Here is a 17289-nt window from a genome sequence, read left to right as displayed (position 1 = left end):
GCCGATCGCCATGGAAGAAGGCCTGCGCTTCGCGATCCGCGAAGGTGGCCGTACCGTCGGCGCCGGCGTCGTCGCATCCATCATCGAATAAGATGAGTTTTGTCCTGCCGGGCTTGTGTCCGGCAGGGCTGCTTCTTAAGTCTTGCGGTGCGTGGCTTGAGAGGGTATCAGGAGCAAAGCTGCGGAAGCAGCCTTCTGAAGGGGTATAGCTCAGCTGGTAGAGCGACGGTCTCCAAAACCGTAGGTCGCGGGTTCGAACCCTGCTGCCCCTGCCAAATTTGCTCTTGATTCATTTGCCTCGAGGGCTTAAAGAGTTTCCTCGAGTGAGGCGCGCGAAGTTAATTCGCGCGCCCACTCGTATTTAACAGACCGGAATCGGAATGGCGAAGACCAATCCCTTTAAATTCATCCAGGAAGTGCGCTCCGAAACGTCCAAAGTGACGTGGCCGACGCGCAAGGAAACCACGGTGACCACCTTGATGGTGTTCGTCATGGTTGTGATTGCGTCGATTTTCTTCCTCCTCGCGGATCAGCTGATGAGCCTTGGGATCGGCTATCTTCTGGGTGTGGGTGTCGGCGGTTGAATGTAGGCCGGCCGCCCGGTTTGTAGACAAGAACAAGAAACGGAACTGAGAACCATGGCCAAGCGCTGGTATATTGTGCACGCCTATTCCAATTTTGAGAAAAAGGTCGCCGATTCCATCCGCGAGAAGGCTGAGCAGAAAGGTCTGACCGATCTGTTTGAGGAAATCCTCGTTCCGATGGAAAAGGTCGTTGAGGTGCGCCGGGGCCGTAAGGTGGATGCCGAGCGCAAGTTCTTTCCCGGTTATGTGCTGGTGAAGATGGAAATGACCAACGAGGCGTTTCACCTGATCAAGGATACGCCGAAAGTGACCGGGTTCCTGGGTGCGGACCAGAAACCGATGCCGATCCCGGAAAAAGAGGCCATGCGCATCATCAACCAGGTGCAGGAAGGCGTGGACCGGCCGAAGCCGACCGTCAGCTTCGAGGTTGGTGAGCAGGTGCGTGTGTCCGATGGTCCGTTTGCGTCCTTCTCCGGCCTTGTGGAAGAAGTTGACGACGAACGGGCGCGCCTCAAGGTGGCCGTGTCCATCTTCGGCCGCGCAACACCGGTGGAACTGGAATTCGGTCAGGTCGACAAGCTCTGACTGTTTGCCGCCCTGCGGGCGGCTCAAGCGCCTGGGCCGGAGGTGATCTCCGGGCTGGGTAAACTCAGGTGGTAGGTCCTGATGCTCTTCGCCGGGCATCGGCGCGGGCCGCACCACCAGCTCCCAAGAGGCCGGGTTGCCGTCCGGCGTCAGAAGACTGGAGACAGATATGGCGAAGAAAATTGAAGGCTTCCTGAAGCTTCAGGTGCCGGCAGGCTCCGCGACCCCGTCGCCCCCTATCGGGCCGGCGCTTGGTCAGCGTGGTCTGAACATTATGGAATTCTGTAAGGCGTTCAATGCCCAGACCCAGGATGTTGAAAAGGGTGCACCGTGCCCGACCGTGATCACTTACTTCTCCGACAAGTCCTTCACGTTTGAAGTGAAGACTGCACCGGTGAGCTTCTTTCTGAAGAAGGCTGCCAAACTGCAGAAAGGGTCCCAGACCCCGGGCCGCGGCACCGTCGGGTCCGTGACCAAGGCGCAGGTGAAGGAAATCGCCGAAGCCAAGATGAAGGATCTGAACGCCAACGACGTCGATGCAGCAATGTTGATGGTTGAAGGCTCCGCCCGCTCCATGGGCCTTGAGGTAACGGAGTAAGATCATGGCGAAGGTTGGAAAACGTTTGAAAGCAGCTCGTGACGGCATCGACGCCAACAAGCTGTATGCTCTGGACGAGGCGATTGGCCTGGTGAAAGAGCGCTCCAAGACCAAATTCGACGAAACCGTCGAAGTTGCGATCAATCTGGGTGTTGACCCGCGCCATGCGGACCAGATGGTCCGTGGTGTCTGTGTGCTGCCGAATGGCACGGGCAAGACCGTCAAGGTTGCCGTGTTCGCGCGCGGCGACAAGGCTGAGGAAGCCAAGGCTGCCGGTGCTGACATTGTGGGCGCTGAAGAGCTGGTCCAGGAAGTGCAGGGCGGCAAGATCGACTTTGACCGCTGCATTGCAACCCCGGACATGATGCCGCTGGTCGGCCGTCTCGGTAAGGTTCTGGGCCCGCGCGGCCTGATGCCGAACCCGAAGGTTGGCACCGTGACGCCCGATGTCAAGGCTGCCGTGAACGATGCCAAGGGCGGTGCTGTTCAGTTCCGCGTTGAAAAGGCCGGGATCGTCCATGCCGGTGTTGGCAAGGTGTCCTTCTCTCAGGAAGCGATCACTGAGAACGTCAAGGCTCTTTTGGACGCTGTCCAGAAGGCCAAGCCGTCTGGCGCCAAAGGCTCCTATCTGAAGCGCATTGCCGTGTCCTCCACCATGGGCCCGGGCGTGAAGATCGATCTGGCAAGCGTTGCCAGCGAATAATCCGGCCTGACCGGATTGACCAAGTTTCCGGCCGCAAGGCCGGAGAAAGACCCGGCGGGTTCCGCCGGGTTGCCCTGTCCGAGACTGCAGGTGCCGGGAAACCGGCTTAAGCCCAAAGGCCTGCATAGATGGGTGAGAACCGGATTTTTCCGCTCCGGCGGACGACACGGTTCGAACCAGACCTTGCCAGCGCGTTTTGCGCGATGGCGGGGGGACAGGACCCTGAGCGCCGTCTTTCGGGCGGTCCCGGGTTCGGGGCCACCTGCTTGGCGGCAAAGGTAAACCGGTGGCGGTTCCGCCATCAAATGGAGAAGGCAAGTGGAAAGAGCGGAAAAGCACGAGTTCGTGACGTCCTTCAACGCCGAGCTGGAAGGCACCGGCGTCGTTGTTGTCGCGCACTATGCAGGTCTTTCGGTTGCACAGATGACCGCCTTGCGGGCATCCGTGCGTGAAGCCGGCGGCGCTGTGAAAGTCGCAAAAAACCGCCTTGTGAAACTCGCCCTTAAAGGCACCGACCTTGAGCATATCTCCGACCTGTTTCAGGGCCCTACCGTTCTCGTTTATTCCGAGGACCCGGTAGCCGCACCGAAAGCAGCCGTCGACTTCGCCAAGGCAAACGAACAGTTTGCGATTCTTGGCGGTGCTCTTGGAACGACCAACCTGAACCCGGATGGGGTCAAGTCTCTGGCAACCATGCCGTCGCTCGATGAGCTGCGCGCGAAACTGGTTGGCATGATCCAGACCCCGGCAAGCCGGATCGCTCAGGTTGTCAACGCACCGGCCGGGCAGCTTGCCCGCGTCTTCGGCGCGTATGGCGACAAGGACGAAGCCGCATAAGGCGCCCAAACACTGTCTAACGAAACCACATCTGGTTCGAACTTAAGGTACTAAGAAAATGGCTGATCTTGAAAAGCTCGTTGAAGAACTGTCCACGCTGACTGTCATGGAAGCTGCTGAACTCAGCAAGCTTCTGGAAGAGAAGTGGGGCGTTTCTGCTGCTGCTCCGGTTGCAGTTGCTGCTGTTGCTGGTGGTGGCGGTGAAGCTGCTGCAGCTGAAGAGAAAACTGAATTTGACGTTGTTCTGGCTTCTGCCGGCGACAAGAAAATCAACGTCATCAAGGAAGTCCGTGCCATCACCGGCCTGGGCCTGAAGGAAGCCAAGGAACTCGTTGAGTCCGCTCCGAAGGCTGTCAAGGAAGGCGTTGCCAAGGACGAAGCTGAAGAACTGAAGAAGAAGCTGGAAGAAGCAGGCGCTTCTGTCGAGCTGAAGTAATAAAGGCCTCGGCCTTTTGAGCGGTCCCGGTTTTCCGGGACCGTTTGTTGCCCCGGCGGGTCCAACCCGTTTCCGGGGCAAACGCACCACTAGGGCCAGCTGTTGTGTATGAGGCATGACAGAGGCTCTGGGCCCCATGAACCGGTCAACTTTTCTGTTTTGAAATCAGAAGGTTGATCTTTGGGGGACGGTTTTCCGAAGCGCCCGGGCAGGGCAGCCCGATTGGACAAGGGGCGTTTCGGGAAGCCGTTACCCGGCCGATACGAGGAGCGACAATGACCCAAACGTTCAACGGTCGCAAAAAGGTCCGTAAATATTTCGGATCGATCCGCGATGTCGCGGCAATGCCCAATCTCATCGAGGTACAAAAAGCATCCTACGACCAGTTTCTGCAGGTCGACGAGATGCCGGGCGGTGGCCGCAAGAATGAAGGCCTTGAAGCGGTCTTCCAGTCCGTATTTCCCATCTCTGATTTTGCGGGCACATCCCTTCTGGAATTTGTGTCCTTCGAGTTTGAAGCTCCCAAATATGACGTGGACGAGTGCCGCCAGCGCGACATGACTTTTGCTGCGCCGCTGAAGGTGACCCTGCGTCTGATCGTTTTCGACGTGGACGAAGACACCGGCGCCAAGTCCGTCAAGGACATCAAGGAGCAGGATGTCTACATGGGCGACATGCCGTTCATGACCGACAACGGCACCTTCATCGTCAACGGCACCGAGCGTGTGATCGTCTCCCAGATGCACCGGTCTCCCGGTGTGTTCTTTGACCATGACAAGGGCAAGACCCATTCCTCCGGCAAGCTCCTGTTTGCCGCGCGCGTCATTCCCTATCGCGGCTCCTGGCTGGATATCGAGTTCGACGCCAAGGACATCGTCCATGCCCGGATCGACCGCCGCCGCAAGATCCCGGTGACCTCGCTGCTGATGGCCCTCGGCCTCGACGGCGAAGAAATTCTGAACACTTTCTACAAGCGGATCGACTACACCCGCCAGAAGGACGGGTCCTGGCGGATGCCGTTTGACGGCGACCGGCTGAAGGGCACCAAGGCCTCCTATGACATGATTGACGCCGATAGCGGCGAAGTTGTGATCGAGGGCGGCCGCAAGATCACGGCGCGCACCATCCGCCAGCTCGGCGAAAAGGGCGTGACCGCTCTCAAGGTGACTGACGAGGATCTGCATGGCCAGTATCTGGGTGAAGACATTGTCGATCTGCAGACCGGTGAGATCTATGCCGAAGCTGGCGACGAGATCACCGGCAAGCTGCTGGAAGAACTGGTGGAGCGGGGCTATCACGACCTGCCGATGCTGGACATCGACCACGTCAATACCGGCCCCTATATCCGCAACACCCTGGCCGTCGACAAGAACGAATCCCGTGAGGATGCGCTTTTTGACATCTACCGGGTGATGCGTCCGGGCGAGCCGCCCACCATCGACACCGCCGAGGCGATGTTCCAGTCCCTGTTCTTTGACGACGAGCGCTATGATCTGTCCGCCGTCGGCCGGGTCAAGATGAACATGCGTCTTGACCTGGAGTGCGAGGACACGGTCCGCACCCTGCGCAAGGACGACATTCTTGAGGTCATCCGGGTGCTTCTGGAGCTGCGCGACGGCAAGGGCGACATCGACGACATCGACAATCTGGGCAACCGCCGGGTACGCTCTGTCGGCGAGCTGATGGAAAACCAGTACCGGGTCGGCCTGTTGCGCATGGAGCGCGCGATCAAGGAGCGCATGAGCTCCGTTGAGATCGACACCGTCATGCCGCAGGATCTGATCAACGCCAAGCCGGCGGCTGCCGCCGTGCGCGAGTTCTTCGGTTCCTCGCAGCTGTCCCAGTTCATGGACCAGACCAACCCGCTGTCTGAAGTCACCCACAAGCGCCGCCTGTCGGCCCTTGGCCCGGGCGGCCTGACCCGTGAGCGGGCCGGCTTTGAGGTGCGCGACGTGCACCCGACCCACTACGGCCGGATCTGTCCGATCGAGACGCCGGAAGGCCCGAACATCGGTTTGATCAACTCCCTGGCGACCTTTGCCCGTGTCAACAAATACGGCTTTATTGAAAGCCCGTACCGGAAGGTGAAGGACGGGGTCGTGACCAACGACGTTGTCTACCTGTCGGCCATGGAAGAAGCCAAGCACTATGTGGCCCAGTCGAATGCTGAATATGACGCGGACGGCCGGTTCACCACCGAGCTGATCACCTGCCGCCACGCCGGTGAAAACATGATGGTTCCGTCCGACAAGGTCGACCTGATGGACGTGTCGCCGAAGCAGCTTGTGTCGGTTGCGGCGGCGCTCATTCCGTTCCTTGAGAACGATGATGCCAACCGCGCGCTGATGGGTTCGAACATGCAGCGTCAGGCCGTGCCGCTTGTGCGCGCCGAAGCGCCGTTTGTCGGCACGGGCATGGAGCCGGTCGTGGCCCGGGATTCCGGGGCGGCCATCGGCGCCCGCCGGGCTGGTGTGGTCGACCAGGTGGATGCGACCCGTATCGTCATCCGGGCAACCGAAGAACTCGATCCGGGCAAGTCCGGCGTCGATATCTATCGGCTGCAGAAGTTCCAGCGCTCCAACCAGAACACCTGTATCAACCAGCGTCCGCTGGTGCGTGTCGGGGACCGGGTCCACAAGGGTGACATCATCGCGGACGGTCCATCGACCGATCTCGGCGATCTGGCCCTGGGCCGGAACGTGCTGGTCGCGTTCATGCCCTGGAACGGCTACAACTTCGAGGACTCCATCCTTCTGTCCGAGCGCATCGTGTCCGATGATGTCTTCACCTCGATCCACCTTGAGGAATTTGAGGTGATGGCCCGTGACACCAAGCTCGGCCCGGAAGAAATCACCCGCGACATTCCGAATGTGTCGGAAGAAGCGCTGAAGAACCTCGATGAGGCCGGCATCGTCTATATCGGTGCGGAGCTTAACCCGGGCGACATTCTGGTCGGCAAGATCACCCCGAAGGGCGAGAGCCCGATGACACCGGAAGAAAAGCTTCTGCGCGCCATCTTCGGAGAAAAGGCGTCCGACGTGCGCGACACGTCCCTGCGCCTGCCGCCGGGGGTTTCCGGCACGGTTGTCGAAGTGCGCGTCTTCAACCGCCACGGCGTTGAAAAAGACGAACGCGCCATGGCGATCGAGCGCGAGGAAATCGAACGCCTCGCCAAGGACCGGGACGACGAGCAGGCGATCCTTGACCGTAACGTCTATGGCCGTCTGGCCGAGATGCTGATGGACAAGGTGGCTGTTGCCGGCCCGAAAGGCTTCAAGAAGGACACGGAACTGACCGGGGATGTTCTGAATGACTTCCCGCGCTCGCAGTGGTGGCAGTTTGCCACCGACGACGAGAAGTTCATGTCCGAAATCGAAGCCCTGCGCGGCCAGTATGACGACAGCCGCAAGCGTCTGGAGCAGCGGTTCATCGACAAGGTCGAAAAGTTGCAGCGCGGTGACGAGCTTCCCCCTGGCGTCATGAAGATGGTCAAGGTGTTTGTGGCCGTGAAGCGCAAGCTTCAGCCGGGCGACAAGATGGCCGGCCGTCACGGCAACAAGGGCGTGGTCTCCAAGATCAACCCGTGTGAAGACATGCCGTTCCTGGAAGACGGAACCCATGTGGACATCGTGTTGAACCCGCTCGGCGTGCCCTCTCGTATGAATGTGGGCCAGATTCTGGAAACCCACCTCGGGTGGGCCTGCCGGGGCATGGGCCACCGGATCGGGGAAATGTACGAAGAGTACAAGCGCTCCGGCCAGATCGAGCAGCTGCGCGGCAAGATCGTCGAGATCTATGGCGACAACATGAAGGGCGACAACGTCAAGGAATATGATGACGAAGGCATCGTGCGCCTGGCGGACCAGCTGAAGAAGGGCGTTTCGATTGCAACCCCGGTCTTCGATGGCGCCCGGGAGCCCGATGTGGTCGAGGCCCTCAACATTGCCGGATACGATGCGAGCGGCCAGTCCGTCCTTTATGACGGGCGGACCGGTGAAGAGTTCGACCGCAAGGTGACAGTGGGCTACATTTACATGTTGAAGCTGCACCACCTGGTGGACGACAAGATCCATGCCCGTTCCATTGGCCCGTACTCGCTTGTGACCCAGCAGCCGCTGGGGGGTAAGGCGCAGTTCGGTGGCCAGCGCTTCGGGGAAATGGAGGTCTGGGCGCTTGAAGCTTATGGTGCAGCCTATACGCTGCAGGAAATGCTGACGGTCAAGTCGGATGACGTTGCCGGCCGGACGAAGGTCTATGAGGCCATCGTGCGGGGGGACGACACCTTCGAGGCTGGTATTCCGGAAAGCTTCAACGTGCTTGTGAAGGAAATGCGGTCCCTGGGGCTCAATGTGGAACTTCAACGCACTGACGCACCCATGATTGGCGAGGAAGAAACTGCAGACGCTGCAGAATAACCCCGGCAACGGACCACAAATGACTTGGCATGCCGGTGACGGGGAGGGGCCAGAGCGCGCCCACCCCGCCCGCGCATCGAAGGAGATGGATCATGAATCATGAGGTCATGAACCTGTTTAACCAGCAGGCTCCCACACAGACCTTCGACAATATCCGGATTTCGCTTGCGAGCCCGGAGAAGATCTTGTCCTGGTCTTTCGGCGAAATCAAAAAGCCGGAAACCATCAACTACCGGACATTCAAGCCGGAGCGGGACGGTCTGTTCTGCGCGCGTATCTTTGGCCCTATCAAGGACTATGAATGTCTTTGCGGCAAATATAAGCGCATGAAATACAAAGGCGTCATCTGTGAAAAATGTGGCGTTGAAGTCACGCTTTCCCGGGTCCGCCGCGAGCGTATGGGCCATATCGAACTGGCCGCGCCCGTTGCCCATATCTGGTTCCTGAAGTCGCTTCCGAGCCGCATTGGCCTGCTGCTCGACATGACGCTGAAGGATCTGGAACGGGTTCTGTATTTCGAAAACTATGTGGTTCTGGAGCCGGGCCTGACCCCGCTGAAGCAGCATCAGCTTCTGTCGGAAGAAGACTTCGTGGCAGCCCAGGACGAATATGGCGAAGACGCCTTCACGGCGATGATCGGTGCTGAGGCGATCCGCGAGATCCTGATGAGCATGGATCTGGAGCGCGAAAGCGAAAAGCTGCGCCAGGAAATCGCCGAAGCCACCACCGAGCTTAAGCCGAAGAAACTGGCCAAGCGCCTGAAGGTCATTGAAGCCTTCATGGAATCGGGCAACCGTCCGGAATGGATGATCATGACCGTCGTCCCGGTCATTCCGCCGGATCTACGCCCGCTGGTGCCGCTGGATGGCGGCCGGTTCGCGACCTCGGATCTGAACGATCTCTACCGCCGCGTGATCAACCGGAACAACCGTCTGCGCCGTCTGATGGAGCTGCGTGCCCCGGACATCATCATCCGGAACGAGAAGCGTATGCTTCAGGAATCCGTGGATGCCCTGTTCGACAATGGCCGCCGCGGCCGGGTCATCACCGGTGCCAACAAGCGCCCGCTGAAGTCCCTGTCCGACATGCTCAAGGGCAAGCAGGGCCGGTTCCGCCAGAACCTGCTCGGCAAGCGGGTTGACTATTCCGGCCGGTCGGTGATCACAGTTGGGCCGGAACTGAAACTGCATCAGTGCGGCCTGCCGAAGAAGATGGCGCTTGAACTGTTCAAGCCGTTCATTTATTCGCGCCTCGACGCCAAGGGCTTCTCTTCGACTGTCAAACAGGCGAAGAAGCTGGTGGAAAAGGAGCGTCCGGAAGTCTGGGATATCCTGGATGAGGTCATCCGCGAGCACCCGGTTCTCCTGAACCGTGCGCCGACCCTGCACCGTCTTGGCATTCAGGCGTTCGAACCGACCTTGATTGAAGGCAAGGCCATCCAGCTGCACCCGCTCGTCTGTTCCGCGTTCAACGCCGACTTTGACGGGGACCAGATGGCTGTTCACGTGCCACTGTCGCTGGAAGCCCAGCTGGAAGCGCGCACGCTGATGATGTCCACCAACAACATTCTGCACCCGGCCAACGGGGGCCCGATCATCGTGCCGTCGCAGGATATTGTTCTCGGCCTCTACTATCTGTCCATCATGGCAGAAGGCGAGCCGGGCGAGGGCATGGCGTTCGGTGATATCGGCGAGATCCACCACGCACTGGCCAACAAGGTCATCACGCTGCACACGAAGGTCAAGGGCCGGTACAAGTCGGTTGACGCCGACGGCAACCCGACCTCAGAGATCATCGAGACCACGCCGGGCCGGATGCTGATCGCAGAACTTCTGCCCAAGCATTTCGAAGTGCCGTTTGAGGTCTGCAACAAGCTGATGACCAAGAAGGACATCTCCAAGATGATCGACACGGTCTACCGTGCCTGCGGTCAGAAGGAGACGGTTATCTTCTGTGACCGGATCATGCAGCTTGGCTTTAAAAATGCCTGTAACGCTGGCATCTCCTTCGGCATGGACGACATGGTCATCCCGGACACCAAGCAGAAGCTGGTGTCGGAAACCGCGTCGCTCGCGACCGAATACGAGCAGCAATATAATGACGGTCTGATCACCCAGGGCGAGAAGTACAACAAGGTTGTCGACGCCTGGGCGAAATGCACCGACAAGATTGCTGACGAGATGATGGCCCGCATTAAGGCGGTCCAGATCGATGAGGAATCCGGGCGTCAGAAGCCGATGAACTCGGTTTACATGATGTCCCACTCCGGTGCCCGTGGCTCGCCCCAGCAGATGAAACAGCTGGCGGGCATGCGCGGCCTGATGGCCAAGCCGGACGGCTCCATCATCGAGAACCCGATCATCTCCAACTTCAAGGAAGGCCTGTCGGTTCTGGAGTACTTCAACTCCACCCACGGTGCCCGTAAGGGTCTGGCCGACACCGCCTTGAAGACGGCGAACTCCGGGTATCTGACCCGCCGTCTGGTGGATGTGGCGCAGGATTCCATCATCCTGGAACAGGATTGTGGCTCCGAGCGCGGCATCACCGTGGCTCCGATTGTCGATGCCGGCAACGTGATTGCCTCCCTTGGCATGCGCGTTCTCGGCCGGACCACTGCGGAAGACGTGGTCAACAACCAGACTGGCGAATTGCTTGTCCCGAGAGGCAAGCTGATCGACGAGAAGGATGTTGAGGCGGTTGAAGCGGCCAAGGTTCAGCAGATCAAGATCCGGTCGGTTCTGACCTGTGAAACCGAAACGGGCGTGTGTGCGACCTGTTACGGCCGTGACCTGGCGCGCGGGACCCCGGTCAACATGGGCGAAGCCGTCGGCGTGATCGCGGCCCAGTCCATCGGCGAGCCGGGCACGCAGCTGACGATGCGGACGTTCCACATCGGCGGCACGGCCCAGGTTGTCGACAGTTCCTTCATCGAGTCCAACGTGGACGGTACCATCAAGATCCGGAACCGGTCCGTGAACCGGGATTCGGAAGGCAACCTGATTGCCATGGTCCGCAACATGTCCATCGTTGTGATCGACAGCGACGGCAACGAGCGGGCGGTCCACCGGGTCGCCTATGGCTCCAAGCTGCATGTGGATGAAGGCGATGCGGTCAAGCGCGGCCAGCGGATTGCCGAATGGGATCCCTACACCCGTCCGATGCTGGCGGAAGTCGACGGTGTGGTCGACTTTGAGGATCTGGTTGATGGTGCGTCCGTTCAGGAAACGGCCGATGAGGCGACTGGCATCACCAAGCGTGTTGTTATCGACTGGCGGTCTTCCCAGCGCGGTGCGGATCTCAAGCCTGCCATCGTCATCAAGGACGACAAGGGCACGATCTCGAAAAACGCCCGTGGTTCCGATGCCCGCTTGATGCTCTCGGTGGATGCGGTTCTGTCCGTTCAGCCGGGCTCCACGGTCAAGGCCGGTGACGTTCTGGCCCGTATCCCGCTGGAAAGCGCCAAGACAAAGGACATCACCGGTGGTCTGCCGCGCGTTGCCGAACTGTTCGAAGCACGCCGTCCGAAGGACCATGCGATCATCGCCGAAATCGATGGCACGATCCGTTTCGGCCGGGACTACAAGAACAAGCGCCGCATCATCATCGATCCGGCGGAGGATGGCGTCGAGCCCGTCGAATATCTGATCCCGAAAGGCAAGCACTTCCACCTTCAGGAAGGGGACGCCATTGAAAAGGGTGAGTATATTCTCGACGGCAACCCGGCTCCGCACGACATTCTGGCGGTCAAGGGCGTGGAAGCGCTGGCGGCCTATCTCGTCAACGAGATCCAGGAAGTCTACCGGCTCCAGGGTGTGACCATCAACGACAAGCACATCGAAGTGATTGTCCGCCAGATGCTGCAGAAGATCGAGATCACAGATCCGGGTGACACGGAGTTCTTCTCCGGCGAACAGATCGACAGGATCGACTTCGAGGAAGCCAACCAGAAGGCCATTGACGAGGCGAAAGACCCCGCCAAGGGCACTCCGGTTCTCCTTGGCATCACCAAGGCGTCTCTGCAAACCCGCTCGTTCTTCTCTGCCGCGTCCTTCCAGGAAACGACCCGCGTCTTGACCGATGCGGCTGTCAACGGCAAGACCGACCCGCTGGTCGGTCTGAAGGAGAACGTCATTGTGGGCCGCCTGATCCCGGCCGGTACCGGCGGGGTGATGAAGCGGATCCGCAAGATCGCCTCTCACCGGGACGATCTCATCCAGGAAGCTCAGCGCCAGCAATCTTCGGAAAGCGCGGCGGAAGGTCTTCTGGAAGACATGACCGGGGCCGCCGAATAAGCGGTGTCAAAAAGATGACGGGAAAGGCCGCCTCCGGGCGGCCTTTCTTATATGACCTTCAAAAAGGAATGATCCATGAACGACAATGACCAGGACTTGGACCCGGTGGTCTATATTGTGATCGGCCGGGTGTGGGAAAACGAGAATGCGGTTCCAAATGAGGCAATCACCATTCATGCGCTTCTGACGGCCGCCGATGACGACGATGCTGTCCGTAAGACGCTGGAGTCGTTGTCTACGCAAGGATTTGCAGAAGCAGAACTTGATCAAATTGGTGTTATGGACGGGGAACCAGATGATCCTGTCTATGAGGGCGCGTATCAGGATGCGCTGTCCGGAAACGTCGCGATTGTCACGTTCACCGAGTAACTGTCTGTTAGAACAGTTTCTTTTGCCAGCTTCGAAAAGAAGACGGCGGGCTGGAGATTGTGTGGAGGTGCGCGCCCCGCATATAGGGTTGGGAGCTGGCGGTAGCGTCAAATAGGGCAGAGAGACTGCCAAAAGATTGCCAGACGGAAAGTGCTTCGGGTCAATTTCAGATTCTGCTGTGCCCGGTTTTTGCCTTAAGTTTCGTTATTTTAATGCAAAATCAGCTGGTTATTCCTCCAAAACGCTCCTGGCGAATAGAATGTTCTTTATCCATACGCTCCCGAAGCCAGCAAGCATCGTTGCTTTGACGATCTCCCTTTTGGCATCTCCCGCATATGCCGACTGTGTCTCATTAAGCAGCAGCGGGTTTGAACTCAGCGGTCCGATTGCGACCGACAAGAAGACCGGGCTCCAGTGGCAGCGCTGTGCTGTCGGGATGGTGTGGCAGCAGAATGGGAACGACTGTTCCGGCACCCCTCTTGGACTGTCAAACCAGGAGGCCATGGAAGAAGCCCTGAAGTCAGGGAAGGGATGGCGTGTACCAACAGCGCAGGAATTGGATACGCTTTTTCTGGACAGTTGCGATGGTCCGAAGATCGATCAAGTGGCCTTTCCGAATATCGCGGCTTCTGACATGGGGGCCGGCGCGGAGTTTTGGACCTCGACGCAAGTTCTGCCGCCAAACATGTATTACTATTTCAATGTGACGAAAGGGTATGCCGACATGCACAGTTCTGGCTACCATCTGTCAGTATTGCTGGTCCGCGAGCCATAAGCGGAATATAGATTACCGGCATTTCCAAAGAGCAGGGCTGGTTTGCAAGACCTGCACGGCTCGGGCGATTCTTCGATAAACCACCGGTATCAAATACGATTCTAGGTTCTGAGCCGGAAGCCTGAAGCGAAGCGCACGATCTCTTCAATCGCCATCAGGAAACGACTGGCCGGCGCTTTGTATCATTATGTCCCAAGCCTGCTGGTTAGCGAAATAAAATACCAAAATGGACCTGCGTCCGATTGTAAAATAACAGGATTGTTCGGCATTGCCCGGAAATGCGGAATTTCCAATAAATCACTTGACGCAATGGGTGCATATGAGTAGTTTCCGCGCATCCCAAGGGCAGGCGGTAAGAGTGAACCCGTCCAGCGCGCTCCGAAGCGCCGGACCAAATCCTCTTAAACGCTGCCGGGTTACATAGGCGAATAAGCGTCGATTGCATGACCGCGGGGTAACTCGTGGTCCTCTGGTTTTTCGCAGCGCCTGCCGCTCATTTGAGAGCGCGCGGGCGCGATTTTGCATGTCTTTACCGGACTTGCAGGATCGGCGGGGGACTGCAGTTGCATACGAATTTTTGGATGGACAAGGTAAAGGGCAAAGAATGCCGACCATCAACCAGTTGATCCGCAAGCCGCGGAAAGATCCGCCGAAGCGGAACAAGGTGCCGGCCATGGAGGCCTGCCCCCAGAAGCGTGGTGTTTGCACCCGCGTTTACACGACGACGCCGAAGAAGCCGAACTCGGCTCTGCGTAAGGTGGCCAAGATCCGCCTGACCAACGGCTTCGAAGTCATTGGCTACATCCCGGGTGAAGGTCACAACCTTCAGGAGCACTCGGTGGTGATGATCCGCGGCGGCCGCGTCAAGGATTTGCCGGGTGTGCGCTACCACATCATCCGTGGTGTGCTTGATACCCAGGGCGTCAAGGATCGTAAACAGCGCCGTTCGAAATACGGCGCCAAGCGGCCGAAGTAAGGAGCACATCAGATGTCCCGTCGTCACCGCGCTGAGAAACGCGAAATCAACCCGGATCCGAAATTCGGGGATGTTGTGGTCACGAAGTTCATGAACTCCATCATGTACCACGGCAAGAAATCCACCGCCGAAAGCATCGTCTACGGTGCGTTCGACGTCGTCGAGAACAAGACCCGCGAGAACCCGATTGAGGTGTTCCATGCGGCTCTTGAGAATGTCATGCCGCAAGTGGAAGTGCGCTCCCGCCGTGTTGGTGGTGCGACCTACCAGGTGCCGGTTGAGGTTCGCTCTGACCGCCGCCAGGCGCTCGCTATCCGCTGGTTGATCGCAGCTGCGCGCAACCGCAATGAAACCACGATGGTTGATCGTCTGTCCGGCGAACTGCTCGATGCAGCAAACAACCGTGGTACCGCAGTTAAGAAGCGTGAAGACACGCACCGGATGGCGGATGCCAACCGCGCGTTCTCGCACTATCGCTGGTAATTTGTGACTTCGAAGGGCTGACGCTATGTCGCGCACGCATAAAATCGAGGACTACCGCAACTTCGGCATCATGGCTCACATCGATGCTGGCAAGACCACAACGACGGAGCGGATCCTCTACTACACGGGCAAGAGCCACAAGATCGGCGAAGTTCATGACGGCGCTGCCACCATGGACTGGATGGAGCAGGAGCAGGAGCGTGGCATCACGATCACCTCTGCTGCCACCACCGCGTTCTGGAACGAAAAGCGGCTGAACATCATCGACACCCCGGGCCACGTTGACTTCACCATTGAAGTTGAGCGGTCCCTTCGTGTTCTCGACGGTGCCGTTGCCCTTCTGGACGCCAATGCCGGTGTTGAGCCGCAGACCGAGACTGTCTGGCGCCAGGCCGACAAGTACAGCGTCCCGCGGATGATCTTCGTCAACAAGATGGACAAGCTCGGCGCCGATTTCGATCGCTGCGTCAGCATGATCAAGGAGCGCCTCGGCGCCAACCCGTTGGTCCTGCAGCTGAACATCGGTGCGGAAAACGAGTTTGCCGGTGTCGTCGATCTTCTTAAGATGAAGGCGCTGGTCTGGCAGTCTGAAAACCTGGGCGCTGCTTGGGATGAGGTCGACATTCCCGCTGACCTGGCTGACCGTGCGCAGGAAATGCGTGACGCACTGATCGAAACCGCCGTGGAAGCTGATGAAGCTGCCATGGAAGCTTACCTGGAAGGCGAAGAGCCCTCCATGGACAAGCTGAAGGAACTGATCCGCAAGGGCACCATTGCAGGTGACTTTGTGCCGGTGTTCTGCGGCTCCGCTTTCAAGAACAAAGGCGTTCAGCCGCTTCTGGACGGCGTTGTCGATTACCTGCCGAGCCCGGTCGACGTTCCGGCCATCAAGGGTATTGATCCGAAGACCGAGGACGAAGTCGAGCGCAAGTCCTCCGACGAAGAGCCGCTTGGTCTTCTGGCCTTCAAGATTGCAAACGATCCGTTCGTTGGCTCCCTGACCTTCTGCCGGATCTATTCCGGTGTGCTGAACAAGGGTGTGTCCCTGCTCAACACGGTCAAGGACAAGCGCGAGCGTGTCGGCCGGATGATGCAGATGCACTCCAACTCCCGTGACGATATCGACGTGGCCTATGCAGGCGACATCGTGGCCATCGCGGGCCTGAAGGACACCACGACCGGCGACACCCTGTGTGACCCGCTGAAGCCGGTGATCCTGGAGCGTATGGAATTCCCCGAGCCAGTCATCGAGATTGCTGTTGAGCCGAAGACTAAGGGCGACCAGGAAAAGATGGGCCTGGCCCTGAACCGCCTCGCAGCCGAAGATCCGTCCTTCCGCGTGAAGACGGACGAAGAATCCGGCCAGACCATCATTGCTGGCATGGGTGAATTGCACCTGGACATCATCGTCGACCGCATGAAGCGTGAATTCAAGGTCGAGGCGAATATCGGTGCACCGCAGGTGGCTTACCGCGAAACCATCACCAAGCAGGCTGAAGTGGATTACACCCACAAGAAGCAGTCCGGTGGGTCCGGTCAGTTCGCCCGCGTCAAGCTCACCATCGAGCCGGCCGAGCCGAATGAAGGCTATGTCTTCGAGAGCAAGATCGTTGGCGGTTCGGTGCCGAAGGAGTACATCCCGGGCGTTACCAAGGGGATTGAAAGCGTCATGTCGTCTGGCCCGCTGGCCGGCTTCCCGATGCTCGACATCAAGGCAACGCTCACCGATGGTGCCTATCACGACGTTGACTCCTCCGTCCTTGCCTTTGAGATCGCCGGCCGTGCCGGTTTCCGCGAAGGTATTGCCAAAGCCGGCCCGAAACTGCTTGAGCCGGTCATGAAGGTCGAGGTTGTCACGCCGGAAGACTACATGGGTGATGTGATTGGTGACCTGAACTCCCGCCGCGGCCAGATCGCGGGTACGGAGAACCGGGGCATCGTCACCGTCATCACCGCAATGGTTCCGCTGGCCAATATGTTTGGCTATGTGAACAACCTGCGTTCCATGTCTCAAGGCCGCGCCCAGTACTCGATGGTGTTCGATCACTACGAGCAGGTGCCGCAGGCTGTCGCCGAAGAGGTTCAGGCGAAATACGCCTGATCCCAGCCTCTTAACGTCAAAAACAAATAGAGAAACGGAGTAATCCGATGGCGAAGGAAAAATTTGAGCGCACGAAGCCGCACGTTAACATTGGCACGATTGGCCACGTTGACCATGGCAAGACGACGCTGACAG

15 protein-coding genes and 1 tRNA gene are annotated in these 17289 nt (G+C 58.8%); all 16 read left to right on the top strand.

Going from position 1 to position 17289, the window contains the following annotated elements; genetic code table 11:
- Positions 1-91: EF-Tu C-terminal domain-related protein (locus tag ACXAIC_RS23955; protein WP_475186767.1), on the top strand; the 91-nt coding region annotated here is incomplete at its 5' end.
- A gap of 108 nt (positions 92-199) precedes the next feature.
- Positions 200-275 (top strand) — tRNA-Trp (locus ACXAIC_RS23950).
- A gap of 105 nt (positions 276-380) precedes the next feature.
- On the top strand, positions 381-584 hold the full coding sequence (gene secE / locus ACXAIC_RS23945) for a preprotein translocase subunit SecE (protein WP_475186766.1): 204 nt from the start codon (positions 381-383) through the stop codon (positions 582-584).
- Between the two features lie 54 nt (positions 585-638).
- Positions 639-1169, top strand: coding sequence for a transcription termination/antitermination protein NusG (gene nusG, locus ACXAIC_RS23940; protein ID WP_475186763.1), 531 nt, complete (start codon positions 639-641; stop codon positions 1167-1169).
- A gap of 169 nt (positions 1170-1338) precedes the next feature.
- Positions 1339-1767: a 50S ribosomal protein L11 gene (gene rplK, locus ACXAIC_RS23935; RefSeq protein WP_475186760.1), complete on the top strand. Its 429-nt coding sequence runs from the start codon at positions 1339-1341 to the stop codon at positions 1765-1767.
- A gap of 4 nt (positions 1768-1771) precedes the next feature.
- Positions 1772-2470 (top strand): 50S ribosomal protein L1, encoded by a 699-nt coding sequence (gene rplA / locus ACXAIC_RS23930; RefSeq protein ID WP_475186758.1) that lies wholly within the window; start codon positions 1772-1774, stop codon positions 2468-2470.
- A gap of 318 nt (positions 2471-2788) precedes the next feature.
- Positions 2789-3307 (top strand): 50S ribosomal protein L10, encoded by a 519-nt coding sequence (rplJ, locus tag ACXAIC_RS23925; RefSeq protein ID WP_475186757.1) that lies wholly within the window; start codon positions 2789-2791, stop codon positions 3305-3307.
- A gap of 58 nt (positions 3308-3365) precedes the next feature.
- Positions 3366-3743, top strand: a complete 378-nt coding sequence (gene rplL, locus ACXAIC_RS23920) for a 50S ribosomal protein L7/L12 (protein ID WP_475186754.1) — start codon at positions 3366-3368, stop codon at positions 3741-3743.
- A 275-nt stretch (positions 3744-4018) separates the two neighbouring features.
- Positions 4019-8158, top strand: coding sequence for a DNA-directed RNA polymerase subunit beta (rpoB, locus tag ACXAIC_RS23915; RefSeq protein WP_475186751.1), 4140 nt, complete (start codon positions 4019-4021; stop codon positions 8156-8158).
- Positions 8159-8250: 92 nt separating this feature from the next.
- Complete coding sequence (rpoC, locus tag ACXAIC_RS23910; protein ID WP_475186750.1) at positions 8251-12450, top strand: DNA-directed RNA polymerase subunit beta'; 4200 nt, start codon at positions 8251-8253, stop codon at positions 12448-12450.
- Between the two features lie 75 nt (positions 12451-12525).
- Positions 12526-12819, top strand: a complete 294-nt coding sequence (locus tag ACXAIC_RS23905) for a regulator (RefSeq protein WP_475186748.1) — start codon at positions 12526-12528, stop codon at positions 12817-12819.
- A 259-nt stretch (positions 12820-13078) separates the two neighbouring features.
- Entirely contained in the window at positions 13079-13594 is a 516-nt protein-coding gene (locus tag ACXAIC_RS23900; RefSeq protein ID WP_475186746.1) for an Lcl C-terminal domain-containing protein, read from the top strand.
- 604 nt (positions 13595-14198) lie between these two features.
- Entirely contained in the window at positions 14199-14570 is a 372-nt protein-coding gene (rpsL, locus tag ACXAIC_RS23895) for a 30S ribosomal protein S12 (RefSeq protein WP_006936459.1), read from the top strand.
- A gap of 12 nt (positions 14571-14582) precedes the next feature.
- Positions 14583-15053: a 30S ribosomal protein S7 gene (rpsG, locus tag ACXAIC_RS23890; protein ID WP_475186744.1), complete on the top strand. Its 471-nt coding sequence runs from the start codon at positions 14583-14585 to the stop codon at positions 15051-15053.
- A 25-nt stretch (positions 15054-15078) separates the two neighbouring features.
- Positions 15079-17154, top strand: a complete 2076-nt coding sequence (gene fusA / locus ACXAIC_RS23885; protein ID WP_475186742.1) for an elongation factor G — start codon at positions 15079-15081, stop codon at positions 17152-17154.
- Between the two features lie 47 nt (positions 17155-17201).
- On the top strand, positions 17202-17289 hold an 88-nt coding region (locus ACXAIC_RS23880), incomplete at its 3' end, for a GTP-binding protein (RefSeq protein ID WP_177938619.1).

It is taken from the genome of Roseibium sp. AWQ4_254, assembly GCF_056161025.1.
The sequence above is the reverse complement of the archived record's forward strand: the minus strand, read 5'-3'. Positions and strand labels throughout refer to the sequence as shown.